This is a genomic window from Frigoribacterium sp. AC394 (assembly GCF_979258095.1).
Map to the genome: position 1 here is coordinate 2,047,123 of NZ_OZ409834.1, position 25,068 is coordinate 2,072,190.

Genomic DNA, 25,068 nt, shown 5'->3' on the forward strand with positions numbered 1-25,068 from the left:
TCGCGACCCGCGCCTCCTGCGCTCCCGGCGGCACCCGGCCGATCGACGCGAAGACCCCCGTGCACAGCGCACGGGGGTCTTCGTCGTTCTCGCGAGGCGGCGGCCTAGGAGGCGGTGGTCGCCTTCGCCGCATCGACCTCGGCCTGCTCGGCCGCCAGTCGCGCATCGCGCTTCGCGCCGGGCACCCAGCCGCCGTCGACGAGCTTGATCTGGTAGATCGACGCGCCGATGACGAGCGCGGCGCCGACGACCAGGCTGATGACGACGCCGATCAGCGGGCCGCCCAGGAAGCTGACGCCGATGAGCGTGCCGAACCAGCCGAAGTCGGCGTCGCCGAAGGTGCTGTTCGCGAAGCCCAGGTTGCCGAGCACGAGCAGCAGGATCGCGGGCAGGAACGTGATGATCAGGCCGTTGACGAAACCGCCCAGCACGGCGCCCTTGCGACCGCCGGTCGCGTTGCCGAAGACGCCCGCTCCACCACCGGTGAAGAAGTGCGGCACCATGCCCGGCAGGATCAGCGCGAGGCCGAACACCGGGTTCAGCCACGACGCCAGCACCGCGAGGGCGACGAGACCGCCGGCGAACGACGACAGGAACCCGATCAGCACCGCGTTCGCCCCGTACGGGAAGATCAGCGGGATGTCGAGGGCCGGCTTGGCGCCGGGCACGACCTTCTCGGCGATGCCCTGGAACGCCGGCACGAGCTCGCCGAGCACGGTGCGGACGCCGTAGAGGATGATCGCGACGCCGACGCCGAACTGCAGCGCCTGGGCGAAGCCGGCCATGATGAACGCGCCCGCGTCGGTCACGCCGAAGATGTCGAAGGCCTGGTCGCGCGGCAGCACGATGAGGGCCCAGACGGTGAAGACCAGGTAGATCAGCACCATCGAGAGGCTGGTCGCGACCATCGAGTCGCGGAGGAACTTCAGCCCCTGCGGGAACTTGATCTCTTCGGTGGACTTGCTCTTGCCGCCGACGACCGAGCCGGTCGCGCCCGCCGCGAGGTAGCCGAGGGTGCCGAAGTGGCCGATGGCGATCGAGTCGTCGCCGGTGATCTTCTTCATGAAGGGCTGCGCCAGGGTGGGCATCACCACCATGATCACGCCGAGCAGCACCGCGCCGAGCACGACGGTGAGCCAGCTGAGGCCCTCGCCGAGACCGACGGACAGCACGACCGTCAGCATCACCGACATGAAGACCATGTGGTGCCCGGTGAGGAAGATGTACTTCAGCGGGGTGAAGCGCGCGAGGGCGAGCATCACCAGGAACCCGAGCACCAGCACGTAGGCGCTCTGCGCGCCGTACTGCTCTTGCGCGACGGCCGCGATGACCTCGTTCGTGGGGATGACGCCCTGGGCGCCGGTGACGGCGAGGATCAGCGTGCCGAGCGGGTCGAGCGCCCCGGTGACGACGGTCGCGCCGGCCCCGAGGATCAGGAACCCGAGAGCGGCCTTGAGCGCACCGCCCACGACCTGCCCGGCGTTGCGGCGCAGCGCGATCAGACCGATCGCGGTGATGATGCCGATCAGGTAGGCGGGCACGTTGAGGATCTGCATGCCGATGAAGTCGAGTACGACGACCAGCCACTCCATTGGGACTCCTTCTGGGTTTCGTTCGTGGGATCAGCCGACGCGGAGCGTCAGGCGATCGATTCCTGGAGCTTCGCCTGGATCTCGGCGACGCTGGTGAAGTTGTCGATGACGATGACCTTCGAGGGGACTTCGCCCAGCTCTTCGACGAGGTCGGCCGAGGTCAGGACGATCTGGGCCGTGCGGGCGGCGCCGCGGGCGGTGCCGATGTCGGCCGCCTCGACGTCGGCGTCGACGTCGAGGGCGCGGAGGGCCTTCTCGGCGTTCATCTTGAGCAGGACCGAGGTGCCGATCCCCATGCCGCAGACGGTGATGATCTTCATGGTGCGTTCCTTTCGAGCGGTGCGTGGTGGTGGTGCGTGGCGGTGGTGGTCAGGAGGCGTTCTGGGCGTCGGAGAGCGCGTGCAGCGTGCGCAGCACCTCGTCGGGCGACTCGGCGGCGCGGAGGGCCGCGAGCCCGTCTTCGTCGGCGAGCACGCCGGCCAGGGCCGACATGACCTCGATGTGGCCGTCGTGGTCGAGCGCGGCGAGCCCGATCACCAGATCGACCGGGTCGTTCGTCTTGTGCCCGAAGGCGACCGGCTCGGCGAGACCGACCCACGAGAGGCCCGTGCGCGACACGGCGGGCGAGGGGCGGCTGTGCGCCAGGGCGAGCCCCGGGGCGATGACGATGTACGGCCCGAGCTCGTCGACGGCGGCGATCATCTCGTCGGTGTAGGCGGAGGTCGTGGCGCCCGAGGCGACGAGACCGTCGCCGGCCAGTCGGAGGGCCTCGCGCCAGTCGGCGGCGTGCGCGCCGGTGACGACGGATTCGACGGGGAGTTCTTCGGCCAGGTCGACGGGCATGTCGCGCTCTTCCGCTCGGCGCCTCGTTGGGCGGCAGCTGTCGTCGAAGAGGGGCCTCGTCGACTGGTGCCCGAGCCTAACCCGAAAAACGGCTTTTGACCACTCGTGTTCGAAAGTCCCCGCAGGAGGCGCGGGGGCTCGGGAGGCCCGGTCGGGAGGCGCGGCAGGCCCGGTCAGGAGGCGCGGCTCACGACGCGGGGGAGCGTCGGCTGGTCGCGGCGCTCACCCGGCCGATGTCGAAGAGGGCGTCCTGCGCCATCAGCGAGGCCCCCCGCACGCCGGCCTTGTCGCCGAGGCGGGCCCGCTCGACGACGAGACCGCGGCGCGAGAAGTCGTGGGTGCCGGTCAGCAGTGCCGAGCGGATGCCCGCGACGAGGCGCTCGCCGGTCTCGGCCAGATTGCCGCCGATGATCACCGCCTGCGGGTTCAGCAGCCCGACGACGTCGGCGAGGGCCTCGCCGATGCGGGTGCCGACCTGCTCGAGCTGATCGAGCACCACGGGGTCGTGCGCCCGGGCGGCGGCGACGATGTCCGCGCTCGTCGCGATGTCGCGGCCCCGGGAGCGGAGTTCGCGGCGGATGGTGGCACCGCTCGCCTCGAGCTCGAGACGGTGCAGCGGGCTGCCGTCGTGACGGGGCGCGCTCAGCTGACCCGCGCCTCCTCGGGCCCCTCGGTAGACGTGACCGTCGAGCACGAAGGCGCAGCCGACGCCCATGCCCACCTTGACGACGGTCAGGTGCGAGTACTCGGGCCAGCTCAGCCGGGACTCGCCGACGGCCAGGATGTTGACGTCGCGGTCGACCGCGAACACGGCGTCGAAGCCGGTGAAGTAGTCGTCGACGCGCACCTCCTCCCAGCGGGAGTCGAGCTGCGGGCTGCCGAGTCGACCCGTCACCGCGTCGACCGGCCCGGGCACGCCGATGCCGATCGCCCGGACGTCGCCGCGACCGCGACCGAGGTCGGCGAGCAGGAAGTCGAACACCTGGATGGCCCAGCTGAAGATCTCGTCCGGTCCGTCGTGCAGACCGATGTCGGCCTCGTCCTCGCTGAGCACCGTCGAGACGAGGTCGGTCACCCCGACCCGGGTGTGCGAGCCGCCGATGTCGATCGACAGGATCACGCCGGCCGACGCGTCGACCGCGAACTCCTCGGGCGGACGGCCGCCGCTCGAGCTGCGCTGCCCGGCGCTGACGATGAAGCCGGCCTCGAGCAGGTCGTCGAGACGGCGGGCGAGCGTGACGCGCGACCAGCCGAGACGGTCGATCAGGTCGGAGCGCGTGGCCGCCTCGCCGCGACGGATGAGGTCGAGCACCACGCCGGACCCCGTCGAGGGGGTCTTGGGGGTTCGGGCCACGATGCGCTCTTCTCGGTCGGTGGGTCTCGGTGGGTCGTGTCGGTCTCGCTCGGTCCGTGCCGGTCGGTTGACTTCTGTCTATTTGTATACGAATGTGGACGGATGGCCAACGACGTCCCCGACATCCACCCGACTGACCCTAGCCGCGGGCTCGACGAGCGCCTGGTCGCCGCGGCCACCGCGATCCCCGCCGAGGTCGTCCAGGCGAAGGGCCACGGTCACGCCGGCACCGCCATGGCCCTCGCGCCGCTCGCCCACGTGCTCTGGCATCGCGTGCTGAGGCACGACCCGTCCGACCCGGGGTGGGAGGGGCGCGATCGCGTCGTCCTGTCGGCGGGCCACGCGAGCCTGCTGCTGTACACGCAGCTCGTGCTGACCGGCTACGACCTCGACCTCGACGAGCTGCCCCGCAGCCGCAGCCTCGGCTCGCGCACTCCCGGGCACCCCGAGCTGCACCACACCCCGGGCGTCGAGATGAGCACCGGGCCGCTCGGCCAGGGGCTCGCGTCGGCCGTCGGCATCGCGCTCGCCGCCCGCCGCGACGAGGCCCTGCACGGCGGCGGCACCGGCCTGTTCCACCCCACGGTGTGGGTGATCGCGGGCGACGGCTGCCTCCAGGAGGGGGTCTCGGCCGAGGCGTCGAGCCTCGCCGGCACGCTCGGGCTCGACGACCTCGTCGTCGTGTGGGACGACAACGGCATCACCATCGACGGGACGACCGACCTGGCGTTCTCGGAGGACGTCCGGGCGAGGTACCGCGCCTACGGCTGGTCGGTCGTCGACGTGGCGGCCGACGACGCCACCGATCTCGACGCTCTGCAGCGGGCACTGGAGGCTGCGCGCGTCCGCGACGGGCGCCCGACGCTCGTCGCCCTCCGCACCGTGATCGGGGCCCCGTCGACCCTGCGCGGCGGCACCCCGGCGGCGCACTCCGGCGGCTTCGGTGCCGAAGAGGTCGCGGCGGTCAAGGTGGCGCTCGGCTACGCGCCCGACGCGGGTCTGCACGACCTCGTGCCCGACGACGTGCGGGCGGCGGGTCTCACGGCGCGCGACCGCGGCGTCCGGCGGCACCGGGAGTGGAGCACGGCGGTCGAGCGCTGGCGGCGGGAGCACCCCGACCTCGCGGCCCGCCGCGACGCCGCCCGCGCCGCGCCCGACCCGACCCGTCTCGAGGCCGTGCTGGCGGGCGTCCCGGTCGACGACGGCGCGGCGACCCGGACGACGTCGGGCGCCGTGCTCGCCGCCGTGCACGACCTCGCCGGGCTGTGGGGCGGCTCGGCCGACCTGTCGGGTTCGACCAACGTCGCCGTCGAGGGGGTCGCCGTCGATCGCGCGACGCCCGGGGGCGACTTCGTGCACTTCGGCATCCGCGAGCACGCGATGGCGGCCATGCTCAGCGGCATCGCCCTGCACGGCCTCTGGCGCCCGTACGGCTCGACCTATCTCGCGTTCAGCGACTACGCCCGACCGAGCATCCGGCTGGCTGCGCTGATGCGGCTGCCCGTGCTCTACGTCTTCACGCACGACTCGGTCGCCGTGGGCGAGGACGGCCCGACCCACCAGCCCGTCGAGCAGATCGCGTCGCTCCGCACCGTGCCGGGGCTCGACGTGGTGCGCCCGGCCGACGCCCGCGAGGTCGTCTCCGTCTGGAGGCGCGTGCTGGGTCGCGGAGCCGAGCGCGCCTCCTCGGCGGCGGCGGCCGGTGCGACCCGCGAGGTCGACGGTTCGACCCGCGAGGTCGACGGTGCGACCCGCGTGGGCGACGGCCCGGCCCCCGAGCGCGACGGCAGCGGCCCGACCGCGTTCGTGCTCTCGCGTCAGGCCCTGCCCGACCTCGGCGGCGGCGACGCGACCGACATCGGCGCGGCGCGCGGCGGGTACGTCGTGCACGCCGAGCGCGGCGGCGACGACCTGGCGCTGATCGCCAGCGGCAGCGAGGTGCACGTGGCCGTCGAGGTCGCCCGTCGACTCGCGGTCGACGGCGTCGCGGCCCGGGTCGTCTCGATGCCCTGCCTCGAGTGGTTCGACGAGCAGTCCGCCGGATACCAGGAGGCGGTGCTCCCGTCCGCCCTGCGGGCTCGCGTGGCCGTCGAGGCCGGCAGCACGCAGCCCTGGCATCGGTACGTCGGGCTCGACGGCGAGGTCGTCGGCATCGACGGGTTCGGCGAGTCGGGCTCGGGCGCGGAGCTGCTGCGCCTCAAGGGCGTGGACGTCGAGTCGGTCGAGCGGGCCGCGCGCCGGGTGCTCGAAGTCTCTCGACATCGAGACATCTCCGAGCGCTAGCCTGAGGCGGAACACACGCACGAGCGACACGAGGGAGAACCCGCCGTCATGGCCAAGATCATCTACACGCTCACGGACGAGGCGCCGCTGCTGGCGACCTACTCGTTCCTTCCCATCATCCAGGCGTACGCCAAGACCGCGGGGGTCGACGTCGAGACCCGCGACATCTCGCTCGCCGGACGCATCATCAGCCAGTTCCCCGAGCGGCTCACCGACGAGCAGCGCATCGGCGACGCCCTGTCCGAGCTCGGCGCCCTGGCGCAGACGCCCGAGGCCAACATCATCAAGCTGCCGAACATCTCGGCCTCGATGCCGCAGCTGAAGGCCGCCATCGCCGAGCTGCAGTCGCAGGGCTACGACCTGCCCGCCTACCCCGACGCCCCGGCGGACGACGCCGAGCGCGACGTCAAGGCCCGCTACGACAGGGTCAAGGGCAGCGCGGTCAACCCCGTGCTGCGCGAGGGCAACAGCGACCGCCGCGCTCCGCTCTCGGTCAAGAACTACGCCCGCAAGCACCCGCACCGCATGGGCGCCTGGTCGGCCGAGTCGAAGACGAACGTCGCGACCATGGGCGTCGACGACTTCCGGTCGAACGAGAAGACCGTCGTCGTCGCCGCCGACGACACCCTGCGCATCGAGTTCGCAGCGGCCGACGGCACGACCACCGTGCTGCGCGAGTCGATCCCCGTGCTCGCGGGCGAGGTCGTCGACGCGACCGTGCTGCACGTCGCGGCCCTGCACGAGTTCCTGGCCGCGCAGATCGCCCGCGCCGAGGCCGAGGGCGTGCTGTTCTCGGTGCACCTCAAGGCCACCATGATGAAGATCAGCGACCCGCTGCTCTTCGGTCACGTCATCCGCGCGTTCTTCCCCCGCGTCTTCGAGCAGTACGGCGCCGACCTGAAGGCCGCCGGGCTCGACCCCGCGAACGGCCTGAACGGCATCCTGCAGGGTCTCGCGGCCCTGCCGAACGGCGCCGAGATCAAGGCCGCCTTCGACCAGGGCATCGCCGACGGCCCCGACCTCGCCATGGTCGACTCCGACAAGGGCGTCACGAACCTGCACGTGCCCTCCGATGTGATCGTCGACGCCTCGATGCCCGCGATGATCCGCACCTCGGGTCACATGTGGGGCCCCGACGGCGGCGAGCACGACACCCTCGCGGTCATCCCCGACTCGAGCTACGCCGGCATCTACCAGGCCGTGCTCGACGACTGCCGCGCGAACGGCGCCTTCGACCCGGCCACGATGGGCTCGGTGCCGAACGTCGGGCTGATGGCCCAGGCCGCAGAAGAGTACGGCTCGCACGACAAGACCTTCGAGCTGCCGGCCGACGGCACCGTCCGCGTGGTCGACTCCGCCGGCACGACCCTCCTCGAGCACGAGGTCGCACAGGGCGACATCTGGCGCGCCTGCCAGACGAAGGACGTCCCGATCCGCGACTGGGTCAAGCTCGCCGTCACGCGGGCCCGCGCCAGCCAGACCCCGGCGGTCTTCTGGCTCGACGAGACCCGTGCGCACGACGCGACCCTCATCGACCTGGTCCGCACGTACCTCGCCGAGCACGACACCGACGGTCTGCAGATCGAGATCATGTCGCCGGTCGACGCGATGGCGTTCTCGCTCGAGCGCATCCGCCGCGGCGAAGACACCATCTCCGTCACCGGCAACGTGCTGCGCGACTACCTCACGGACCTGTTCCCGATCATGGAGCTCGGCACCTCGGCGAAGATGCTCTCGGTCGTGCCGCTGATCAACGGCGGCGGGCTCTTCGAGACCGGCGCCGGCGGCTCCGCCCCGAAGCACGTGCAGCAGCTCGTCGAGCAGGACTACCTGCGCTGGGACAGCCTGGGCGAGTTCCTCGCGCTGGCCGTCAGCTTCGAGCACCTGGCGACCACGACCGGCAACGCCCGGGCGCAGATCCTCGCCGACACCCTCGACCGCGCCACCGGCACGTTCCTCGACGAGAACAAGTCGCCGGGTCGCAAGCTGGGCTCGATCGACAACCGCGGCAGCCACTTCTTCCTGGCGAAGTACTGGGCCGACGAGCTCGCCGCGCAGACCGTCGACGCCGAGCTGGCCGCCTCGTTCGCCGAGCTCGCCGCGACGCTGGGCGAGGGCGAGGAGGTCATCACCGCCGAGCTCATCGCGCCGCAGGGCACCGCGGTCGACATCGGGGGCTACTACCGCCTCGACGCCGCCAAGACCGAAGCGGTCATGCGCCCGTCGGCGACGCTGAACGCCGCGCTCGCGACGCTGTAGAGCCGAGACGATCCCTTCAGGAGGCGCGGTGCCGGTCGGCACCGCGCCTCCTGCCGTTCCCCGGTCCCTTCGGAGGCGCCTGCGCCTAGCGTGCAGTCATGACCGTGACCCTGCCTGAAGCCACCGACCAGACCGACCGCACCATCGTCATCACCGGCGCGAGCTCCGGCATCGGCCGCAGCGCCGCTCGCGAGCTGTCGCGTCTCGGGGCGAAGATCGCCGTCGTCGGGCGCAACCCCGACCGCACCACGTCCGTCGCCGCCGAGGTCGGCGGTCGCGCCTACGTCTCCGACTTCGCCGATCTCGCGCAGGTGCGCGATCTGGCGGCGTCGCTCCTCGCCGACCACCCGCGCATCCATGTGCTGGCGAACAACGCCGGCGGCATCTTCGCCGAGCGGACGAGCAGCCGCGACGGCTTCGAGACGACCTTCCAGAGCAACCACCTCGCGGGGTTCCTGCTGACCTCGCTGCTGATGCCGCGCCTCCTCGAGACCGCCGAGAGCTCGCCGGCCGGTGCGGTCCGCATCGTGCAGACCTCGAGCGCGGGCAACCGGATGGGCGGGGTTCGGCTCGACGACCTCGGCACCGCCACCGGCCCCTGGGTCGGCGGCATGAGGGCCTATGGGGCGTCGAAGCTCGAGAACGTGCTGTTCACCCGGGAGCTCGCCCGGCGCCTGCGCGGCACGGGAGTCGAGGCGTTCGCGTTCCACCCCGGGTTCGTCGCGTCGGGCTTCGGCGGGACGGGCGGCCTCATGACCCTCGGCAAGCGACTCGCCGTCACGACGGAGGAGGGCGCCGAGCCGCTCGTGCGGCTGGCGGGCGCGGCACGGGTCCCGGCACCGAGCGGGAACTACTTCGACCGGTTGCAGGCCCCCGGTCGTCTGCACCGGTCGGCGGACGACGCCGAGCTGGCCCGCGGCCTGTGGGAGTGCAGCGTCCGGTTCACGGAGGCTCCCGACATCGTCTGAGGGGTCCGCTCGGTGTGATTTCGCTCGGAGTCGCGATCCGGGGTCGCGTTCGCCGCCGGTGTTTCGTAGGCTACATATCGTGACTCGACTTCCGCCACGCCTCGTGCCCGACGGCCCAGACGCCGATGCCGCCCCCGCCGCCCAGGGGGTGATGGTGCGTGCGTACGGCGAGACCATCTCGCTGCTCGACCACATCGCCGGTCTCGAGCTCGACGGCATCGTCGGCCTCGAGAGCCTCTTCGCCGAGGCGATCGACCGACGCGAGAGCCTGATGCTGCCGGGGTTCGGCGCCCCGGGCCTGCCGCCCACCGAGGTCGCCCGCCTCGACGACGAGATCCGGCGTCGCATCGATCTGCTCGTGGCGCGCGGCCGTCACGACGGCACGGTCGACAAGACCCTCCGTGGCGTCGACGTCGTGTTCTGCCTGTCGCTGCTCGTGCAGGGCCTGCCCGAATACGACGACTACGAGGCGGCGGCGCAGGCGCTGGCGCTGCGGTTCGTCGAGAGCATCGCCATCGGCGCGAGATCCCGCCTGTCAGCCTTCTGACGGCGACGACCCAGCAGTCGGTGATGCTGACCCCCTAACGTCGCATCGACCAGAGGGGGAGTCATGCGTCGAGAACATCGCCACGTCACGCGCCGCGCACTGCACGGCACGATGATGCTCACGACCATCGGCATGGTCCTCCTCGTCGCGACCGTCGTCTGGGGCCGGACTCCGGTCGGTCCTGCTCCGCGCTCGGCTCCCTCCGATCAGACGGTCGTCGACGGGCCGGCGACGGTCTCGCCGACACCTCCTCCATCACCGACGCCGACGGCCGAGCCGCAGGGCCGACCGACCTCGGGCGCCGCCGCGCAGGCCGCGGTCGTCGACGTCTCCGTGTCGGCTCCCGTCGACGCCGCGGCCATGCTCGGCGTGATGCGCAGCCGGTCGATGGCGCTCGTCTCGGGCTGACCCGCGCCTCCTGCGGGCCACTCCTCCTCGGCTGTCCGATCGTCGCCAGGCGACAGGTGCGGTCGAGGGCGGGCTGCGCCTCGGTGGTCTGGACGGATGGGCGTTCGTTTAGCGGACTGTGCACGAAAATCGGTCGGCGGCCCGGTATCCCCTCGCATCGGCGTCCCGCCGCGGATCGAGGGCTGTGGGGGCTCGCAAGACGGCCTGGGAGTCCTGCGACCTCCTCGCATCGCAGCATGATCGACTGATTGACTGACGGAACAAGAGATCAGGCCGAGGTGAGAGGTGGTGCGTCGTGGTGCAGCAGCAGCAGCCCGACCCGACCGCCGGGCGTGACTCGATGACCGACGCGGGCAATGCCCTCCTCGACGCGTTCAGCGGGGCCGACGGTCGACCCGCCGCCATCGCCGACCGCCGTCCGGCCGCTTCCGAGCTCACCGCCGACGACGACTGGGCCGACTTCTTCGGCGAACTCGACCCCGAGCTGGTGTTCGAGTGCTCGGCCACGCTCTCGGGCGATCACAACGCCGTCTACGTGTACCCCGACCGCATCGCGATCGAAGGACCCGAGATCGTCGGCGGGTCGGCGACCCTCCGGCTCGCTGCCGTGACCGGCTGGGCGCTCGTCGTGCAGGGGTCGAACGTCGTGCTGACGCTGCAGGGCGATCGGCGGTACCGCATCAGGGTGCCCAAGGCGTTCCGCTCGGTGCTGCGGACGGCCCTGCTCAAGGTGCTGGGCGACTCCGAAGACCGCTGACCGCCGCGGTCGTCGACCCGCGCCTCCTGCCGTCTTCGCATTGCGGCCCGAGAAGCGGCACCATCAGGCCATCTGTGGGACCATCTGGGCATGACCCGCGAGACCGAGCCGCCGATCAGGTCGGAGATCGCGGGTCGCGACATGGACCAGGCGCGTGCCATGTACGAAGACGGCTACAACGGCAAGGGCTTCGACACCGAGCACAGCCAGTCGGACTTCGCGTACCGGTACACGATCACGGGCGACGACGAGATGACGCTGCGGTCGTCGATGTTCCTCGGGTCGATCAAGGGGGCCATCCAGCCCGAGAACGAGTACGTCGTGTCGTGGATCACCGGGGGCTCGGGCGTCTACGACCTGAACGGCGACGAGCTGCCCCTGCAGATCGGCCGGCCGGCGATGTTCCCCACCGGCAAGCAGTTCGAGTTCGAGTTCGAGGACTACCGCCAGAACCTCGTGCACTTCAACGCCGGGTTCCTCGAGCGGGTCGCCGCCGAAGAGGAGGGCACCCTGCCGGGCGCGCTCGAGTTCGATCACACGGCGATCCCCGAGGCGACGGCGCTGCTGCAGTGGAAGAACACGATCACCACGGTGGCGAAGACCGTGCTCGGCGGCGAGGCGACGCCGCTGCTGCGCTCCGAGGTCAACCGGCTCGCCGCGGTCACGCTGCTGAGCACCTTCAAGCACCGGGGGCCGCAGCTGCCCGAGCAGCTGCTGGCGCCGCGCAACGCGCGACTGCGCGCGGCCGTCGAGTACATGCACGCCAACGCCGAGCTGCCGATCACCCCGACCATGATCGCCGAGCACGCCGACCTGGGCCTCCGCGGGCTGCAGGTCGCCTTCAGCCGCCAGCTCGGCACGACGCCGACCGACTACCTGCGCGGCATCCGGCTCGACCGCGCCCGCTCGGATCTGCTGAACCTGGGGCCGCGCGAGACGACCGTGGCCGCGATCGCGACGCGCTGGGGCTTCGCCCACCTGGGACGGTTCTCGGCGTCGTACGGCGAGCGCTTCGGCGAGAAGCCGTCCGCGACGCTGCACCGGTAGCGGCGCAGCCAACGGCGCTGCGCTGCTGCGCGGCGCTGAGGCCAGCGGCGCTGCGGCGCTGAGCTGCGCGCGGTGCCGGGTGACGCCATGAACCCCGTTCGCGAAGATGAACCGCGATATAACGCGGTTCATCTTCGCGAACGGGGTTCGAGGGAGGCGGCGCTGGGCCGGGTGGCGCGAGGCCGGGTGGCGCGAGGGAGGGTGGCGCGAGGCCGGCTGGCGCCAGGGCCGGTCGCGCGAGGGCGCAGCCCCCGGCTAGGCGGCCGTGCGGTACGTGACGATCGACCCCGTGAGGGTGCGGACCGCGGTGGTCCAGGCCGAGACGCCGCGTCGCTCGCTGCGCGTGTAGCGGCCGACGGCGAGGTTGCGCTCGGCGCCGGTCGTGACGTACGAGCCGATCACCGTGGCGTCGTGAGCGCTCGAGCCGATGTACGAGCCGACGCCGACGCCGACGCCGACGCCGGCGCCCGTGTCGATGCGCGAGACGAACTGGCCGCCCAGGGGGTGCAGCTGGGCTGTGGGGGTGGTGGTGTGCGTCGAGGTCATGCCCCGACTCTAGACCTTGTTTTGAAGAATTCAAAACAAGCACTCGCATAGCGGCCTGATCGGTGCGCTAGTCCCGGCCCCCGTGCTGTTCATCGGGCAACAGGGCCGAGAAGGCGTGCCCGATCTCGGTCCGCATGTAGGCGATCGCCTCGCCGTTCTCGGGCGGTTCGAGCGAGCTCGTCGTCGACTCCGCCATCAGGGGCGAACCCGAGTCGAGCAGGAACGTCGCGACGACCTGGTTGCCGTCGGCGTTGATCGCGTTCAGCTCGACCGTGTCGGCGTCGCCCGACTGGGCGAGCAGGGCGGCGTACTCGAGCAGCGTGTCCGCCGCCTCGTCATCGACGAAGAGCGACTTGGCGGCGAACGTGATGTGCTTCATGGACCCTGTGTAGCCGGTGCCGATGCCGCCGACAAGGGATGGGCCGAGAGGTCACCCGCGGCCCGCCCGCTCCGCCCGGTGCGCCTCCTCGACTCCATGGGCGGACCGAGGAGGCGCGGGTCAGCCCCGCGGGCTCCGCACCACGCGCACGCCACCGGCCGGCACCGTCAGCGGGCCGTCGACGACCTCGCCGCCGAGCAGCTCGACCCCCGCCTCGGCCACCACGTCGGCGTCGGCGTCGGCGTGGTTGACGAAGAAGGTGAAGGTCGCGTCGTCTCCATGGCGGACGACGACCTCGAGACCCTCGACGTGGCCGCCGGGCACGACGACCCCGGCCTCGTCGAGCACGTCGCCGACGAAGGCGGCGAGGTCGTCGCCGGCCAGGCGCGTCGAGACGTACCAGGCCGTCCCGTCGCCGAGCGCGTTGCGGGTGACGGCCGGGCCGCCGGCCGCGGGGCCGGTCATGTAGCGCGCCACGGCCTCGGCGCCCTCGAGCACGATGTCGTCCGACCAGCCGGTGCCGGTGGCGCCCGAGTCGAGCGTGACGACCTGGTCGGCGTAGAGCGGCAGGAACTCGGGCACCGAGAGACCCAGCACCTCGCGCAGGCCGCCGGGGGCGCCGCCGGCCGGCACGGCGTCGTTCTCGTCGACGACTCCCGAGAAGTACGACGCGACGAAGCGGCCGCCCGATCGCACGTACGAGGTCAGGTTCTCGGACGTCTCGGCGTCGACGATGTACTGCGACGGCGCCAGCACGAGGTCGTAGCCGGACAGGTCGTCGTGCGGGTGGCGGAAGTCGACGGTGACGCCGAGGTTCCAGAGCGCGGTGTAGAAGGCGACGATGCGCTCGCGGTGGTCGAGCTCGACCGAGGGGCGCCACTCCAGGTCGTGGGCCCAGAACGACTCGACGTCCCAGAGGATGGCGACCCGCGCCTCCACCCGGGATCCCCGCACGTCGGCCAGGCGACCGAGGTCGGCGCCGTACTCGACGACCTCGCGCCAGATGCGCGACGAGGTGCCGGCGTGCGGCAGCATCGCCGAGTGGAACTTCTCGGCGCCGTACCGCGACGCCCTGAACTGGAAGAACAGGATCGCGTCGGCGCCACGGGCCAGGTGGGTCGTGCTGTTGCGGGCCAGCTCGCCGGGCCGCTTCGCGATGTTGCGCGGCTGCCAGTTGACGGCGCCCGTCGAGTGCTCCATCAGCATCCACGGCTCGCCGCCGGCCAGCGACCGGTTCAGGTCGGCGTCCATGGCGAGCAGCACGTGGTTGTCGTGGCGTTCGGCGACCAGGTAGTGGTCGTTGGCGACGACGTCGACCTCGCGGGCCCACTTCCAGTAGTCGATCGACGGGCAGTTGGTCGACATGAAGTTCGTGGTGACAGGGAGGTGCGGTGCGTGTCGCTTGATCACGTCGCGTTCGGCGACGAAGCAGGCGAGCAGGGCGTCGGAGGTGAACCGCGCGAAGTCGAGGCGCTGCGTCTGGTTCACGACCGTGGCCGAGACGCGGGGCGCGTCGATGTCGGTCCACTCGCCGTAGGTCTGACCCCAGAAGAGCGTGCCCCACGCCGCGTTCAGCGCGTCGAGCGTGCCGTACCGGGTCTTCAGCCAGGCGCGGAAGGCGCGCACCGAGTGCACTCCGTAGTCGTCGCTGATCGGGGCGCCGTACTCGTTGTGCACGTGCCAGAGCACGACCGCCGGGTGGGTCGCGTAGCGCTCGGCGAGCTTCTCGGTGATGGCGGTCGCCGCGCGACGGTAGTCGGGGGAGCTCGGGCTGACCATGCCTCGCGAGCCGCGACCGAGGGTGATGCCCTCGCGGGTCACGGGGTGCGAGTCGGGGTAGGCGGACCAGAACCAGGCCGGCGGCACGGTGGTCGGCGTGGCCAGGTCGACGTCGATGCCGGCGTCGTGCAGCAGCCCGAGGATGTCGTCGAGGAACGCGAAGTCGTACTCGCCCTCGCGGGGCTCGAGCAGCGCCCACGAGAAGATGCCGACGCTGACCAGGTTGATGCCGGCCTGCTTCATCAACGCGATGTCCTCGAGCCAGACCTCGCGGGGCCACTGCTCGGGGTTGTAGTCGCCGCCGTAGCGGATGTCGGCACGACCGGGCAGCCAGCTCGTCGTGCGACGCGGGTCGGACTCGGGGGTCGGCGTGACGGCCGGGGCGTCGAGGTCGAGTGACATGCGGTGATCTCCTTTGACTGTGTGCGCTCCCAGTTCTAGCACACGTGATGAGTCTGCAGAAGGCGCAACGACTATGTCGAACCGTGACCCGCAGTGTGTTGACAAGCGAAAAACCGTGTGCGTAACTGTAACCGCTCACAGGCACAGCGTGGTGGTTCTCCCGGCTCGCGCTGTCCGCTCACCAGCTCTTGCTTTCCTCAAGGAGGACGAATGCACAGCTCACTCCGCCGCATCGGCGTCGTCACGGTCGCCACAGCGGCCCTCATCCTCACCGGCTGCTCCGGCGGCGGTGGCAGCTCGTCCGACGGGCCCGTCGAGCTCACCTACTGGGCCTGGGCGCCCAACCTCGACAAGGTGGTCGACATCTGGAACGAGGAGAACCCCGACATCCAGGTCACCGTCAACAAGCAGGACGGCGGCGACCCCGCGATCACCAAGCTGCTCACCGCCATCAAGGCCGGCAGCGGCGCCCCCGACCTGATCCAGGCCGAGTACCAGAAGATCCCGACGCTCGTCTCGTCCGACGCGCTCGCCGACCTCACCGACCAGGGCGTCGGCGACCTCGAGGGCGACTTCAGCGAGGGCGTCTGGTCGTCGGTCACCCTCGACGGGCAGGGCGTCTACGCCATCCCTCAGGACAGCGGCCCGATGATGGCCTACTACCGCACCGACATCCTCGACCAGTACGGCCTCAGCGTCCCCACCACGTGGGACGAGTACGCCCAGGTCGCCGAAGACCTGCACGCCGCCGACCCGAGCAAGTACCTCGGCACCTTCTCGGCCAACGACGCGGGCTGGTTCGCCGGTCTCTCGCAGCAGGCCGGCGCCTCCTGGTGGTCCATCGACGACCAGAGCTGGGGCGTCGACATCGCCGAGGGCCCGACCGAGCAGGTCGCCTCGTACTGGGGCGGACTCGTCGAGAGCGGCGCCATCGACAACAAGCCGATGTACACCCCCGAGTGGAACGCCGGTCTGAACGACGGCTCGCAGGTCGGCTGGATCAGCTCGGTCTGGGCTCCCGGCGTGCTGAGCGGCAACGCACCCGACACCGCCGGCAAGTGGACCGCCGCGCCGCTGCCGCAGTGGGACGCCGCGAACCCCTCCGACGGCAACTGGGGCGGGTCGACCACGGCCGTCACCACGCAGTCCGAGAAGAAGGAGGCGGCGGTCGAGTTCGCCACCTGGCTGAACACCGACCCCGAGGCCGTCGCCGCGCTCGCCGACATCGCCGGCGTCTACCCCGCCGCGACCGAGGCCGCGGCCGACGCGCTGACCACCTCGCCCGAGTTCTTCAGCCAGCAGAGCGACTTCTACGACATCGCCGCCGAGGCGTCGTCGACCGTCGCGCCGTTCACCTACGGCCCCAACGTCAACGTCGCGTTCAGCGCGTACAACGACGAGTTCGCCAAGGCCGCCGACGCCCGCACCCAGGCGGCGTTCGAAGACGCGGTCGACGCCATGCAGGAGATCACGACGGACGACCTCGTGAAGAGCGGCTTCTCGGTCGAGTAGCCGAGTCCCTCGGGAGGGGCGGCCCTCTGCGCCGCCCCTTCCGCCCTTCCGCCCTCCACCCCCTTCACCGTCCGCGACCAGCGAGGAACCGTCATGGCCGACACGCTCACCCCTCTCACCCCGGCGGAGGTCGCCGCACCCGACCGTCGTGCGACCGCGCCCGTCGGCCGGCACGGCACGGGCAGCTTCCGCAGCCGCGTGCTCACGCCCTACGCGATGCTCGCCCCGGGCATCATCCTGTTCGTGCTGTTCATGGCGGCGCCGATCGTCTACACGCTGTTCCTCAGCTTCCAGAAGAAGCAGGTCTCGGGCCTCGGTCTCGGCTCGGCCTCGCGCGGCACGGGCTTCGCCGGTCTCGAGAACTACATCGGCACGCTCACCGACCCCGAGTTCGGCGCGAGCGTCGGTCGCGTGCTGCTCTACGGCCTCGTGCTCGTGCCCTGCATGCTCGGTCTCGCGCTGCTCTTCGCCCTGCTGCTCGACTCGAAGCGCACCCGCGCGACGTCGTTCTCGCGCATCGCGATCTTCCTGCCGTACGCCGTGCCGGCCGTCATCAGCTCGCTGCTCTGGGGGTTCCTGTACCTCCCCGCCGTCAGCCCCTTCTATTACGTCTTCGAGCGGCTCGGCTGGGACGTCCCCGGCGTGCTCGGCTCGGGCACCGTGCTCTTCGCCATCGCGAACATCGCGCTCTGGGGCGGCGTCGGCTTCAACATGATCGTCATCTACACGTCGCTGAAGGCCGTGTCGAGCGACATCTACGAGGCCGCCCGACTCGACGGGGCCTCCGAGGTGCAGATCGCCCTGCGGATCAAGATCCCGATGGTCGCCCCCGCGCTCGTCATGACCGCGCTGTTCTCGATGGTCGCGACGCTGCAGGTCTTCGCCGAGCCCACCACGCTCCGCCCCCTGACGAACAGCCTGTCGACCAGCTGGTCGCCGCTGATGCTCGTCTACCGCGACGCGTTCACCCGCGACGACATCTACTCGGCTGCGGCGACCTCGGTCGTCATCGCCCTCGCCACCTTCATCGTCTCCTTCTTCTTCCTCCGGGTCGTGCAGAAGCGAGCCTTCGGCCAGGAGGACTGACCATGACCACCACGGACCTCGACGGCGCCACCCGCCGCGGCGACCTCTCCGTCGCCGACTCGACCCGCGCCTCCTCGGCGACCGCTTCAGGAGGCGCGGGTCGGCCCCGCAGCACCCGTCGCCCCGGCGGCAGCTCGCTGACCGAGCGCCGCAGCCTCGTCTCGACCGCGATCGTGCTGATCGGCGCCGTCTACTGCCTGTTCCCCGTGCTCTGGGTCGTCATGGCGTCCACGAAGGACGGCGGCGAGCTCTTCTCGACCTTCACCCTCGCGCCCAGCACGCACCTGCTCGACAACCTCGTCGTGCTCAGCCAGTACCGCGACGGCCTGTTCTGGCGCTGGATGCTCAACACCGCCCTCTACGCCGGCATCGGCGCCCTCGCCTCGACCTACGTGTCGGCGCTCTCGGGCTACGTGCTCGCGAAGTTCGAGTTCCCCGGCAAGAAGGTCGTCTTCAACGTGCTGCTGATGGGGGTGCTGGTGCCCGGGGTCATCCTCGCGATCCCGCAGTACTTCCTGCTGGCGAACGTCGGCCTGACCAACACGTTCTGGGGCGTGCTGCTGCCGCAGATCATCAGCCCGTACGGCATCTACCTGGCCCGCATCTACGGGGCTGCGGCCGTGCCGACCGACGTGATCGAGGCGGCCCGCACCGAGGGTGCCGGCGAGCTGCACATCTTCCATCGCATCGCCGTTCCGATGCTCGGCCCGGGGCTCGTCACGATCTTCCTGTTCCAGTTCGTCGCCATCTGGAACAACTTCATGCTGCCGTACATCATGCTCGGCGACGACTCGCTGTTCCCGCTGACGGTCGGCCTGAACGGGCTGCTCAACCAGGGCGCGTCGGCGCCGGCGCTGTACACGCTCGTCATCACCGGGGCCCTGCTGTCGGTCATCCCGCTGATCCTGATCTTCCTGGTGCTGCAGCGGTACTGGCGGGTCGACCTGGCCGCCGGCGCCGTCAAGTAGTGGGAGGCGCGGGTCGGCCCGGCCCGGCGGGCGCAGGAGGCGCGGGTCGGCCCGGCTCGGCGGGAGCGGGCCCCGCGAGTCGGCAGCCCCCTAGGCTGGCCGCGTGACGAGCACTCCCGGTCGGCAGCGGCCCACGATCAACGACGTCGCCGACCAGGCGGGCGTCTCGCGGGGCACCGTGTCGCGGGTGCTGAACGGCGGTCGCTGGGTCAGCCCCGACGCGAAGGCCGCCGTCGACGCCGCCATCAAGAAGACCGGCTACCGGGTCAACCCGCACGCGCGCAGCCTCGCGACCAACCGCACCGGCTCGGTCGCGTTCCTGCTCACCGAAGACCACCAGCAGCTCTTCGAGGATCCGAACTTCTCGGCCCTGCTCAAGGGCACCGCGGCGGCGCTCGCCGAGAGCGACATGTCGCTCGTGCTGATCATGGCGGGGTCGTCGGCCGAGCAGAAGCGCGCCGTGGCCTACATCGAGGCGGGCCACGTCGACGGCGTGCTGCTCGTCTCGGCGCACAGCGGCCAGCGTCTGCTCGCCGACATCGTCGGGTCGGGCGTGCCCGCCATCGCCTGCGGCATCCCGCTCGGCTACCAGCGGCGAATGGGGTACGTCGCCGCCGACGACGAGGAGGGCGCCCGCGAGATGGTGGCGCACCTCCGCTCGCTCGGTCGCCGCCGCATCGCGACCATCGCCGGGCCGCTCGACACCCCAGGCGGCATCACCCGGCTCGACGGCTACCGCACAGAGCTCGGCGACGACCTCGACGAATCGCTGATCCGTCACGGCGACTACTCGCGAGCCAGCGGCGAGGTCGCCATGGCCGACCTGCTCGCGGCGTCGCCCGACGTCGACGCCGTCTTCGCGGCCAACGACCGCATGGCCGCGGGGGCCCTCGACGCGCTCGCCGCGGCGGGCCGCCGGGTGCCCGACGACGTCGCCGTCGGCGGCTTCGACGACTCGAGCATCGCGGCGTCGACCGAACCCGCGCTGACCACCATGCGCCAGCCGTTCGACCGGATCAGCTCCGAGATGGTGCGGCTGCTGCTGCAGCTGATCGACGGTCAGAAGCCCGCGGCGATGACGCTGCCGACCGAGCTGGTGCGGCGCGCGACCACCTGACCCGCGCCTCCTCGGCCCTGCCAATCCGCTGGACGCGCGGACGCGGCAACGGTCGCGGACCTACCGTCCACTGCAGACAGAGCACCACCAGCAGAACGAAGGACGAAACATGTCGCAAGCAATCGAGACCGTCGACGTCAGCGTGCCCGTCAGCGTCGCCTACAACCAGTGGACCCAGTTCGAGGACTTCCCGAAGTTCCTCGACGAGGTCGAGTCGATCACCCAGACCACGCCCACCCTCACGGTGTGGAAGGTCAAGGTCGGACCGGTCGAGAAGACGTTCGAGGCCGAGATCACCGAGCAGCACCCCGACGAGCGCGTCGCCTGGAACAGCACCGGCGGCGAGGTCGACCACGCCGGCGTCGTCACCTTCCACAAGCTGAGCGACTCCGAGACGCGCATCACCGTGCAGATCGACTGGACCCCCGAGGGGTTCCTCGAGAAGGTCGGCAACACGCTCGGCGCCGACAACCACGCCATCAAGAAGGACCTCAGGAACTTCAAGGAGTTCATCGAGTCGAAGGGCTCCGAGACGGGCGCATGGCGCGGAGACGTCCAGGCATGAGCGACGAGTCGACGTACACCGCGTCGTTCGTCGGTGAAGACGGCGCCGAGGTGTCGAGCGAGCAGCTCGAGCCGATCGACGGCGCACCGGTCAAGTCGCTGACCCGGCCCGGCGCGGCCGACGGCGAGGACATCACGTACGAGCTGGACCCCGAGACCGCGGACGCCGACCCGGTCGTCTACCGCGCGACGGGCGTCGCCGGGCACGACTACAGCTGACAGGCTGCGCTGCGCGCCGCGCTGCGACGCGCCGCGAGCTGCGCTGCGCCGCGCTACGACGCGCCGCGAGCTGCGCTGCGCCGTGCCATCGATGTGACTCGTTCTGCGCAGTCGGCCGCGTCTGATACGCCGAATGAGTCGCATCGACGCGCGGAGCCAGGCGCGGCTGGCGCGCGAGTCGTCGAGGTGACTCGTTCTGCGGAGTCGACCCCGTTTGATCCGCCGAACGAGTCGCATCGACGCGCGGAGCCGGCCGCGGGGTGGCGAGAGTGAGCGCTCACATGGCATGATGTGAGCGCTCACTTTCGGCGCGGATCACTCCGCCCACCCCGACGACGAAGAGGTCATCATGGTCGATCACGCTCCCCCGACCGCCCCCGGCTCAGCCGCACCCGCCGAGACCTACGTGGTGGGCGTCGACTACGGCACGTTGAGCGGCCGAGCCGTCGTGGTGCGGGTCTCCGACGGGGCCGAGCTCGGCACCGGCGTGCACGAGTACTCGCACGCCGTCGTCGACACGACCCTCCCCGGCACGGGCGACCGCCTGCCCGCCGACTGGGCGCTGCAGGTGCCGTCCGACTACGTCGACGTGCTGAAGAAGGCCGTGCCCGAGGCCCTCGCCGCCGCGGGCGTCGACCCCTCGTCGGTCATCGGCATCGGCACCGACTTCACGGCCTGCACCATGGTGCCGACCACCGCCGACGGCACTCCGCTGAACGAGCTCGAGCAGTTCGCCGGCCACCCGCACGCCTACGTCAAGCTCTGGCGTCACCACGCCGCGCAGGGTCAGGCCGACCGCATCAACGAGCTCGCAGCCGAGCGCGGCGAGTCGTGGCTGCCCCGCTACGGCGGACTCATCTCGAGCGAGTGGGAGTTCGCGAAGGGCCTCCAGCTGCTCGAAGAGGACCCCGAGGTCTACGCCGCGACCGAGCACTGGGTCGAGGCCGCCGACTGGATCGTCTGGCAGCTGAGCGGGCGCTACGTCCGCAACGCCTGCACCGCCGGCTACAAGGGCATCTACCAGGACGGCGAGTACCCGAGCCGCGAGTTCCTCGCCGCGCTGAACCCCGACTTCGCCGACTTCGCCGAGTCGAAGGTCGTGCACGAGATCGGCGCGCTGGGCGACGCCGCCGGCACGCTGACCGCCGAGGCCGCCGGCTGGACGGGCCTCCCCGAGGGCATCGCCGTCGCGGTCGGCAACGTCGACGCGCACGTGACGGCCCCCGCCGCGAAGGCCACGCAGCCCGGTCAGATGGTCGCGATCATGGGCACGAGCACCTGCCACGTGATGAACGGCGACAAGCTCGCCGAGGTGCCCGGCATGTGCGGCGTCGTCGACGGCGGCATCGTCGACGGGCTCTACGGCTACGAGGCCGGGCAGTCGGGCGTCGGCGACATCTTCGCCTGGTACGTCAAGAACCAGGTGCCGCAGTCGGCCGTCGACGCGGCCGCGGCCGCCGGCAAGAGCGTGCACCAGCACCTCACCGACGTCGCCTACGAGCAGCCCGTCGGCGCCCACGGACTCGTCGCCCTCGACTGGCACAGCGGCAACCGCTCGGTGCTCGTCGACCACGAGCTGAGCGGCGTCATCGTCGGTCAGACCCTGGCCACCTCGCCCGCCGACGGCTACCGCGCGCTGCTCGAGGCCACGGCCTTCGGCACGCGCCGCATCGTGCAGGCCTTCGACGAGTCGGGCGTGCCCGTCACCGAGTTCATCGCCGCCGGCGGTCTGCTGAAGAACAAGCACCTGATGCAGACCTACAGCGACGTGCTGCGTCTGCCGATCTCGACGATCACCAGCGAGCAGGGCCCGGCCCTCGGCTCGGCCATCCACGCCGCGGTCGCCGCCGGCGCGTACGCCGACATCCGCGCCGCGGCCGAGGCGATGGGCAGCGTCGAGCGGGCCACCTACACGCCCGACCCCGCGAACGCCGACGCCTACGACGCGCTCTACGCCGAGTACCTGCTGCTGCACGACTGGTTCGGTCGCGGGGGCAACGACGTGATGCACCGCCTGCGGGCGATGCGTCGGGAGGCGACCCGCGCCTCCTCGGCTCCTGCTCCCGGGTCGGACGGCGACAGCCGAGGAGGCGCGGACTCGGTCGAGCAGACCGCCGCCGACGCGAGCATCGAGGCCTCCGCATGAGCGGCTGGATCGATCGCGCGACCCAGGCGGCCATCGACGCCACCCGCGAGGACGTGGCGGCGCTGCACGCCGAGCTGGTGCGCTACGACCTCGTCGTCTGGACGGGCGGCAACGTCTCGGGTCGCGTGCCCGGCACCGACCTCTTCGTCATCAAGCCGAGCGGCGTCGGCTACGACGACCTCACCCCCGAGAACCAGATCGTCTGCCGCCTCGACGGCACCGTGCTCGAAGGCACCCCGGGCAGCGAACGCAGCCCGTCGAGCGACACCGCCGCGCACGCCTACGTCTACCGCAACATGCCGCACGTCGGGGGAGTGGTGCACACGCACTCGACCTACGCGACGGCCTGGGCTGCGCGCGGCGAGGCGATCCCCTGCGTGATCACGGCGATGGCCGACGAGTTCGGCGGCGAGATCCCCGTCGGGCCGTTCGCCATCATCGGCGACGAGTCGATCGGCGAGGGCATCGTCGAGACGCTGACCGGCCACCGCAGCCGCGCCGTGCTGATGCAGAACCATGGCGTCTTCACGATCGGCAGAGACGCCCGCGACGCGGTCAAGGCCGCCGTCATGACCGAGGACGTCGCGCGCACCGTGCACATCACCCGCCAGCTCGGCGAGCCCATCCCCATCCCTCAGCAGAGCATCGACGCTCTGTTCGACCGGTACCAGAACGTCTACGGCCAAGCGCCAGCAGGAGAACTGTCATGAACGACACCCTCGACCCCGTCGCCTTCCTCGCCTCGAAAGAGGTCTGGTTCCTCACCGGCAGCCAGGGCCTCTACGGCGAAGAGACCCTGAAGCAGGTCGCCGACCAGTCGAAGGCGATCGCCGACGAGCTGGCCGCCGCCTCCGACGTGCCCGTGCGTCTCGTCTGGAAGCCCGTCCTGACCGACGCCGACTCGATCCGCCGCACGATGCTCGAGGCCAACCTCGACGACTCCGTCATCGGCGTCACGGCCTGGATGCACACCTTCAGCCCCGCCAAGATGTGGATCGGCGGGCTCGACGCGCTCCGCAAGCCGCTGCTGCACCTGCACACGCAGGCCAACGTGGCGCTGCCCTGGGCCGACATCGACTTCGACTTCATGAACCTCAACCAGGCCGCGCACGGCGACCGCGAGTTCGGCTACATGCAGACCCGCCTCGGAGTGCCGCGCAAGACGGTCGTCGGTCACGTCAGCGACCCCCGCGTGCAGAAGCAGGTCGGCACGTGGATGCGCGCCGCGGCCGGAGCCTCGGCCATGCGTTCGCTCAAGCTGGCGCGCTTCGGCGACAACATGCGCTTCGTCGGCGTCACCGAGGGTGACAAGACCGAGGCCGAGCTGGCCTTCGGCGTGCAGGTCAACACCTGGGGCGTCAACGAGCTGGCCGAGGCCGTCGCCGCCGCGACCGAGTCCGAGATCGACGCGCTGGCCGCCGTCTACGAGGCCGAGTACGACGTCGTCCCGGCACTGCGCGCCGGTGGCGAGCGCCACCAGTCGCTGCGCGACGGGGCGGCGATCGAGATCGGTCTGCGGTCGTTCCTCGAGGCGGGCGGGTTCAGCGCCTTCACGACGAACTTCGAAGACCTCGGTGCGCTCAAGCAGCTGCCCGGTCTCGCCGTGCAGCGCCTCATGGCCGAGGGCTACGGCTTCGGCGCCGAGGGCGACTGGAAGACGTCCGTGCTGGTGCGCGCGGCCAACGTGATGGGCGCCGGTCTGCCGGGTGGCGCCTCCTTGATGGAGGACTACACGTACCACCTCGTGCCCGGCGAGGAGAAGATCCTCGGGGCGCACATGCTCGAGGTCAGCCCCGCCCTCACGTCGCATCGCGCGTCGCTCGAGGTGCACGCGCTCGGCATCGGCGGCAAGGACGACCCGGTGCGACTCGTCTTCTCGGCCGACCCCGGCCCCGCCGTCGTCGTCGCGATGAGCGACGTGCGCGACCGGTTCCGTCTGACGGTCAACGTGGTCGACGTCGTCGAGCCCGACGAGGACCTCCCGAACCTGCCGGTCGGCCGCGCGGTGTGGAAGCCCCGCCCGTCGTTCCCGGTGTCGGCCGAGGCCTGGCTCACCGCCGGCGCCGCGCACCACACGGTGATGTCGACGGCCGTCGGACTCGAGGCCTTCGAGGACCTCGCCCGCATCGTCGAGACCGAGCTGCTTGTCATCGACGAGGACACCCGCATCCGCGACTTCCGCCACGAGGTCGCCTGGAACGCCGCGTACCACCGCCTCGCCCGCGGCCTGTAGGGGTCCGCTCGCGGGCTCGCGGGCTCGCGGGCTCGCGGGTTCGCACTCGAGTGGTCAGA

At 71.2% G+C, this 25,068-nt stretch carries 23 protein-coding genes; 16 read left to right on the forward strand and 7 right to left on the reverse strand.

Annotation, left to right across the window (positions count from 1 at the left end):
- Positions 1-104 precede the first annotated feature (104 nt).
- The 4 genes from ACZZY9_RS09505 to ACZZY9_RS09520 form a co-directional block, all read right to left on the reverse strand.
- Positions 105-1,592: a PTS ascorbate transporter subunit IIC gene (locus ACZZY9_RS09505; RefSeq protein ID WP_192060908.1), complete on the reverse strand. Its 1,488-nt coding sequence runs from the start codon at positions 1,590-1,592 to the stop codon at positions 105-107.
- Between the two features lie 47 nt (positions 1,593-1,639).
- Positions 1,640-1,912: a PTS sugar transporter subunit IIB gene (locus ACZZY9_RS09510; protein ID WP_192060909.1), complete on the reverse strand. Its 273-nt coding sequence runs from the start codon at positions 1,910-1,912 to the stop codon at positions 1,640-1,642.
- Between the two features lie 49 nt (positions 1,913-1,961).
- Complete coding sequence (locus ACZZY9_RS09515; protein ID WP_463463901.1) at positions 1,962-2,435, reverse strand: PTS sugar transporter subunit IIA; 474 nt, start codon at positions 2,433-2,435, stop codon at positions 1,962-1,964.
- A gap of 187 nt (positions 2,436-2,622) precedes the next feature.
- On the reverse strand, positions 2,623-3,789 hold the full coding sequence (locus tag ACZZY9_RS09520; RefSeq protein ID WP_463463902.1) for an ROK family protein: 1,167 nt from the start codon (positions 3,787-3,789) through the stop codon (positions 2,623-2,625).
- A gap of 102 nt (positions 3,790-3,891) precedes the next feature.
- Here ACZZY9_RS09520 and ACZZY9_RS09525 point away from each other — a divergent pair, with 102 nt between their 5' ends.
- The 7 genes from ACZZY9_RS09525 (at position 3,892) to ACZZY9_RS09555 (ending at position 12,058) form a co-directional block, all read left to right on the forward strand.
- Positions 3,892-6,072: a transketolase family protein gene (locus ACZZY9_RS09525; protein WP_463463903.1), complete on the forward strand. Its 2,181-nt coding sequence runs from the start codon at positions 3,892-3,894 to the stop codon at positions 6,070-6,072.
- A 48-nt stretch (positions 6,073-6,120) separates the two neighbouring features.
- Positions 6,121-8,331 carry an NADP-dependent isocitrate dehydrogenase gene (locus ACZZY9_RS09530; protein ID WP_463463904.1) on the forward strand — a complete coding sequence of 737 codons (2,211 nt, stop codon included), beginning with the start codon at positions 6,121-6,123 and terminating at the stop codon, positions 8,329-8,331.
- A gap of 98 nt (positions 8,332-8,429) precedes the next feature.
- Positions 8,430-9,299, forward strand: a complete 870-nt coding sequence (locus ACZZY9_RS09535) for an SDR family NAD(P)-dependent oxidoreductase (RefSeq protein ID WP_463463905.1) — start codon at positions 8,430-8,432, stop codon at positions 9,297-9,299.
- Between the two features lie 79 nt (positions 9,300-9,378).
- Positions 9,379-9,846 carry a hypothetical protein gene (locus ACZZY9_RS09540; RefSeq protein ID WP_463463906.1) on the forward strand — a complete coding sequence of 156 codons (468 nt, stop codon included), beginning with the start codon at positions 9,379-9,381 and terminating at the stop codon, positions 9,844-9,846.
- A 63-nt stretch (positions 9,847-9,909) separates the two neighbouring features.
- Positions 9,910-10,254: a hypothetical protein gene (locus ACZZY9_RS09545; RefSeq protein WP_463463907.1), complete on the forward strand. Its 345-nt coding sequence runs from the start codon at positions 9,910-9,912 to the stop codon at positions 10,252-10,254.
- 295 nt (positions 10,255-10,549) lie between these two features.
- Positions 10,550-11,011, forward strand: a complete 462-nt coding sequence (locus ACZZY9_RS09550) for a hypothetical protein (protein WP_463463908.1) — start codon at positions 10,550-10,552, stop codon at positions 11,009-11,011.
- A 90-nt stretch (positions 11,012-11,101) separates the two neighbouring features.
- Positions 11,102-12,058, forward strand: a complete 957-nt coding sequence (locus ACZZY9_RS09555) for a helix-turn-helix transcriptional regulator (protein ID WP_320478411.1) — start codon at positions 11,102-11,104, stop codon at positions 12,056-12,058.
- A gap of 255 nt (positions 12,059-12,313) precedes the next feature.
- On the opposite strand, the gene ACZZY9_RS09560 is transcribed toward ACZZY9_RS09555, so the two are convergent.
- The 3 genes from ACZZY9_RS09560 to ACZZY9_RS09570 form a co-directional block, all read right to left on the reverse strand.
- On the reverse strand, positions 12,314-12,604 hold the full coding sequence (locus ACZZY9_RS09560) for a hypothetical protein (RefSeq protein WP_463463909.1): 291 nt from the start codon (positions 12,602-12,604) through the stop codon (positions 12,314-12,316).
- A 67-nt stretch (positions 12,605-12,671) separates the two neighbouring features.
- Positions 12,672-12,983 (reverse strand): hypothetical protein, encoded by a 312-nt coding sequence (locus ACZZY9_RS09565; RefSeq protein ID WP_463463910.1) that lies wholly within the window; start codon positions 12,981-12,983, stop codon positions 12,672-12,674.
- Positions 12,984-13,103: 120 nt separating this feature from the next.
- Positions 13,104-15,164 carry a beta-galactosidase gene (locus ACZZY9_RS09570; protein ID WP_463463911.1) on the reverse strand — a complete coding sequence of 687 codons (2,061 nt, stop codon included), beginning with the start codon at positions 15,162-15,164 and terminating at the stop codon, positions 13,104-13,106.
- Positions 15,165-15,374: 210 nt separating this feature from the next.
- Between ACZZY9_RS09570 and ACZZY9_RS09575 the strand changes: the two genes are divergently transcribed.
- The 9 genes from ACZZY9_RS09575 (at position 15,375) to araA (ending at position 25,009) form a co-directional block, all read left to right on the forward strand.
- Positions 15,375-16,676 (forward strand): ABC transporter substrate-binding protein, encoded by a 1,302-nt coding sequence (locus ACZZY9_RS09575; protein WP_463463912.1) that lies wholly within the window; start codon positions 15,375-15,377, stop codon positions 16,674-16,676.
- A 93-nt stretch (positions 16,677-16,769) separates the two neighbouring features.
- The gene (locus ACZZY9_RS09580) at positions 16,770-17,762 is read left to right on the forward strand and encodes a carbohydrate ABC transporter permease (RefSeq protein ID WP_192060923.1); all 993 of its coding nucleotides are present in this window, start codon (positions 16,770-16,772) and stop codon (positions 17,760-17,762) included.
- Between the two features lie 2 nt (positions 17,763-17,764).
- Positions 17,765-18,730 (forward strand): carbohydrate ABC transporter permease, encoded by a 966-nt coding sequence (locus ACZZY9_RS09585; protein ID WP_463463913.1) that lies wholly within the window; start codon positions 17,765-17,767, stop codon positions 18,728-18,730.
- Positions 18,731-18,833: 103 nt separating this feature from the next.
- Positions 18,834-19,847, forward strand: a complete 1,014-nt coding sequence (locus ACZZY9_RS09590; protein WP_463463914.1) for a LacI family DNA-binding transcriptional regulator — start codon at positions 18,834-18,836, stop codon at positions 19,845-19,847.
- A 109-nt stretch (positions 19,848-19,956) separates the two neighbouring features.
- Positions 19,957-20,412, forward strand: coding sequence for an SRPBCC family protein (locus ACZZY9_RS09595; protein ID WP_463463915.1), 456 nt, complete (start codon positions 19,957-19,959; stop codon positions 20,410-20,412).
- On the forward strand, positions 20,409-20,630 hold the full coding sequence (locus ACZZY9_RS09600) for a hypothetical protein (protein ID WP_463463916.1): 222 nt from the start codon (positions 20,409-20,411) through the stop codon (positions 20,628-20,630). The genes ACZZY9_RS09595 and ACZZY9_RS09600 overlap by 4 nt, the downstream gene beginning before the upstream one ends.
- 349 nt (positions 20,631-20,979) lie before the next feature.
- Complete coding sequence (araB, locus tag ACZZY9_RS09605; RefSeq protein ID WP_463463917.1) at positions 20,980-22,776, forward strand: ribulokinase; 1,797 nt, start codon at positions 20,980-20,982, stop codon at positions 22,774-22,776.
- The gene (locus ACZZY9_RS09610; RefSeq protein ID WP_320478416.1) at positions 22,773-23,486 is read left to right on the forward strand and encodes an L-ribulose-5-phosphate 4-epimerase; all 714 of its coding nucleotides are present in this window, start codon (positions 22,773-22,775) and stop codon (positions 23,484-23,486) included. The genes araB and ACZZY9_RS09610 overlap by 4 nt, the downstream gene beginning before the upstream one ends.
- Positions 23,483-25,009 carry an L-arabinose isomerase gene (gene araA, locus ACZZY9_RS09615; protein ID WP_463463918.1) on the forward strand — a complete coding sequence of 509 codons (1,527 nt, stop codon included), beginning with the start codon at positions 23,483-23,485 and terminating at the stop codon, positions 25,007-25,009. Before ACZZY9_RS09610 ends, araA begins: the two co-directional genes overlap by 4 nt.
- Positions 25,010-25,068: the final 59 nt, after the last annotated feature.

Bases quoted from the DNA above. Each gene is read 5' to 3' on its own strand.
- ACZZY9_RS09505 (WP_192060908.1), bottom strand. From the start codon at position 1,592: ATGGAGTGGCTGGTCGTCGTACTCGACTTCATCGGCATGCAGATCCTC.
- ACZZY9_RS09510 (WP_192060909.1), bottom strand. From the start codon at position 1,912: ATGAAGATCATCACCGTCTGCGGCATGGGGATCGGCACCTCGGTCCTG.
- ACZZY9_RS09515 (WP_463463901.1), bottom strand. From the start codon at position 2,435: ATGCCCGTCGACCTGGCCGAAGAACTCCCCGTCGAATCCGTCGTCACC.
- ACZZY9_RS09525 (WP_463463903.1), top strand. From the start codon at position 3,892: ATGGCCAACGACGTCCCCGACATCCACCCGACTGACCCTAGCCGCGGG.
- ACZZY9_RS09530 (WP_463463904.1), top strand. From the start codon at position 6,121: ATGGCCAAGATCATCTACACGCTCACGGACGAGGCGCCGCTGCTGGCG.
- ACZZY9_RS09535 (WP_463463905.1), top strand. From the start codon at position 8,430: ATGACCGTGACCCTGCCTGAAGCCACCGACCAGACCGACCGCACCATC.
- ACZZY9_RS09545 (WP_463463907.1), top strand. From the start codon at position 9,910: ATGCGTCGAGAACATCGCCACGTCACGCGCCGCGCACTGCACGGCACG.
- ACZZY9_RS09555 (WP_320478411.1), top strand. From the start codon at position 11,102: ATGACCCGCGAGACCGAGCCGCCGATCAGGTCGGAGATCGCGGGTCGC.
- ACZZY9_RS09560 (WP_463463909.1), bottom strand. From the start codon at position 12,604: ATGACCTCGACGCACACCACCACCCCCACAGCCCAGCTGCACCCCCTG.
- ACZZY9_RS09565 (WP_463463910.1), bottom strand. From the start codon at position 12,983: ATGAAGCACATCACGTTCGCCGCCAAGTCGCTCTTCGTCGATGACGAG.
- ACZZY9_RS09570 (WP_463463911.1), bottom strand. From the start codon at position 15,164: ATGTCACTCGACCTCGACGCCCCGGCCGTCACGCCGACCCCCGAGTCC.
- ACZZY9_RS09575 (WP_463463912.1), top strand. From the start codon at position 15,375: ATGCACAGCTCACTCCGCCGCATCGGCGTCGTCACGGTCGCCACAGCG.
- ACZZY9_RS09580 (WP_192060923.1), top strand. From the start codon at position 16,770: ATGGCCGACACGCTCACCCCTCTCACCCCGGCGGAGGTCGCCGCACCC.
- ACZZY9_RS09585 (WP_463463913.1), top strand. From the start codon at position 17,765: ATGACCACCACGGACCTCGACGGCGCCACCCGCCGCGGCGACCTCTCC.
- ACZZY9_RS09595 (WP_463463915.1), top strand. From the start codon at position 19,957: ATGTCGCAAGCAATCGAGACCGTCGACGTCAGCGTGCCCGTCAGCGTC.
- ACZZY9_RS09600 (WP_463463916.1), top strand. From the start codon at position 20,409: ATGAGCGACGAGTCGACGTACACCGCGTCGTTCGTCGGTGAAGACGGC.
- araB (WP_463463917.1), top strand. From the start codon at position 20,980: ATGGTCGATCACGCTCCCCCGACCGCCCCCGGCTCAGCCGCACCCGCC.
- ACZZY9_RS09610 (WP_320478416.1), top strand. From the start codon at position 22,773: ATGAGCGGCTGGATCGATCGCGCGACCCAGGCGGCCATCGACGCCACC.
- araA (WP_463463918.1), top strand. From the start codon at position 23,483: ATGAACGACACCCTCGACCCCGTCGCCTTCCTCGCCTCGAAAGAGGTC.